Raw genomic sequence first — 2,079 nt, 5'->3', positions numbered from 1 at the left:
CATCATATTGCGGCAGCGGCGGCGCTTTCAGCGCTTCCGCCAGTTCGGGATCGAGCGCCGCCGGCTCGGCGGCATGCGTGGCCGCCGCGGTCTTGGCTCCCATCACCGACGTATTCGATGTCGGGGACTCCTGCGGCGCGCTCGCCGGTGCTCCCGGTTGCGTCTCCGGCGCCACAATAGTCAGACGATCGCCTTTCAGCGTCCGATCGACCTTGGGAAAATCAGAAGCCCGGTAGCGAGGCGGCGGCCGCAGCAGCGGGTTACGCGCAACGATGCCGCCGCTCTGATCGTCGAGGCTTGCAAGCAGCAGCGTGGCCGCACGCGGCGCGGCGGTGCCGACGGGACGGCCGAAGCTGAAGGTGGCAACCTGAATCGAACTGACGGCGGAGGCGAACACACGCTTTTGCCAGCGTTCGGCAACGCCGGGCTGATGCGCCAACAGCGCGGCGATATCCTGATAGCCGGTTTCGTTCGGGATCAATGCGAAGAAGCAGAGACCGAAACCGAAGAGTGCAAGACGCGCACCCTTCGGTTGGTTACGCAACACAAACATCGACACGCTCACGCAACGCCACACATGCGATCGATCCGCACGGTCGGTGCAATTCGATCGATTTCGGTAATATCCAATTAAAGTTGCGAGGCCGTTAATCGGCGATGCGCGCGCACCACAGGCAAGAGCGTAGTCGGGGTCGGTCGCGGACGTTGCAAAGGTTGGTAAACAACCGCTCCGGCGGAATGGTAAAGATCAGGTCAACGCTATAGCGTTTTCGCGCGAAGCATGTCCTCGGGCTTGACCCGAGGAGAGATGCCGGTTTGCGTGAAGGAAACGCGTCCAAAGGCGCGGCCGCAATTTCCCAAAACGGGACGGGCGATCAGGCCTGGTTTGCAACGGTCTTGCGAAGCGCGGCTTGCGCGGCGGCAAGGCGCGCGATCGGCACGCGATAGGGCGAGCACGACACATAGTTCAATCCGATCTCATGGCAGAACGCCACCGATACCGGATCGCCGCCGTGTTCGCCGCAGATGCCGACCTTGAGATTCGGCCGGGTCTTGCGGCCGCGGGCGACGCCGATCTTCACCAGTTCTCCGACGCCGTTGCGGTCCATCGAGATGAACGGATCGATCTCCAAAATGCCCTTCGCGATATACGTACCGAGAAAGCTCGCGGCGTCGTCGCGGCTGATGCCGAAGGTCGTCTGCGTCAGATCGTTGGTGCCGAACGAAAAGAACTCCGCGCTTTCCGCGATCTCGCCCGCCACAAGACAGGCGCGCGGCAGTTCGATCATGGTGCCGACCTGATAATTCAGCCTGACTCCGGTCTCGCGCATCACCGACTGCGCGGTCACATCGATCCGCGCCTTGATCAGATCGAACTCCGCCTTGGTCGCGATCAGCGGCACCATCACCTCAAGGCCGACCGCCTTTCCGGTGCGCTTGCCGGCCTCGACCGCAGCCTCGAAAAGCGCGCGGGCCTGCATCTCGGCGATCTCGGGATAGACGATCGCGAGACGGCAGCCGCGAAAGCCAAGCATGGGATTGAACTCGGCCAGACTGCGGGCGCGGTCAGCCAGCCGGCGCGGATCGGTATTCATCGCGCGCGCGACTTCCTCGATCTCGGCTTGCGTATGCGGAAGGAACTCATGCAACGGCGGATCGAGCAGCCGGATCGTGACCGGCAGTCCTTTCATGATCTCGAACAGTTCGACGAAATCGGCGCGCTGCATCGGCAGCAATTTCGACAATGCCGCGCGGCGCGCCTGCTCGTCTTCGGCCAGGATCATCTCGCGCACGGTGCGGATTCGGGTTTCCTCGAAGAACATATGCTCGGTGCGGCACAGGCCGATCCCCTCGGCGCCAAACTTCACCGCCGTGCGGGCGTCGGCCGGCGTGTCGCCATTGACGCGGATGCGGAGCTTGCGAACCTCGTCGGCCCATCCCATCAGCGTGCCGAACTCGCCCGACAATTCGGGTTCGATCATCGGCATCTGTCCCGCCAGCACCTGGCCGAGCGATCCATCGATGGTGATGACGTCGCCGACCTTGAAGACGCGGTCGCCGACGGTCATGGTGCCGCTT

At 63.3% G+C, this 2,079-nt stretch carries 1 protein-coding gene and 1 pseudogene; both read right to left on the bottom strand.

The window, feature by feature from the left end; all coding sequences use genetic code 11:
* A pseudogene (locus tag BGN91_RS07315) lies at nt 1–553 on the bottom strand (cell wall hydrolase); the annotation flags it as partial.
* A gap of 322 nt (nt 554–875) precedes the next feature.
* A partial coding sequence (locus tag BGN91_RS07310) for a putative PEP-binding protein (protein ID WP_366408362.1) occupies nt 876–2,079 on the bottom strand: 1,204 nt, incomplete at its 5' end.

Source organism: Nitrobacter sp. 62-13 (genome assembly GCF_001896955.1).
Lineage (GTDB): Bacteria > Pseudomonadota > Alphaproteobacteria > Rhizobiales > Xanthobacteraceae > Nitrobacter.
This window is presented reverse-complemented; position numbering and strand designations above follow the sequence as displayed.